This is a genomic window from Pseudomonas sp. Kh14, from assembly GCF_900291005.1.
In the GTDB taxonomy this organism is placed as follows: domain Bacteria; phylum Pseudomonadota; class Gammaproteobacteria; order Pseudomonadales; family Pseudomonadaceae; genus Aquipseudomonas; species Aquipseudomonas alloputida.
In genome coordinates this window covers 1-244 of sequence record NZ_OLKJ01000256.1, presented here as the reverse complement: position 1 = coordinate 244, position 244 = coordinate 1, and the positions used below count along the sequence as shown (strand labels likewise).

Below are 244 nucleotides of genomic sequence, written 5' to 3'. Positions count from 1 at the left end.
CCGCAGCCTGGTCGACGCCGGCTTCGCCATGAAGAAGGTGCCGGGCATCGGCAAGAAATGGGAAGTGATGAGCGGCGCCTATGTCGGCCCCGTGCCCAGCCCCGGCGCGCCATGGTACGCACGCCCGGCTGCCACGGCGGGGCGGCGTGAAGCGCTGGTGATAGGGGCCGGGCTCGCCGGCAGCACAACCGCCGCCAGCCTGGCCCGGCGTGGCTGGCAGGTTACCGTACTGGAACGCCACGAC

General features: G+C 72.1%; 1 protein-coding gene. It reads left to right on the top strand.

Going from position 1 to position 244, the window contains the following annotated elements:
- Nucleotides 1-244: FAD-dependent oxidoreductase (locus tag FQ668_RS28035; protein WP_144180850.1), on the top strand; the 244-nt coding region annotated here is incomplete at both ends.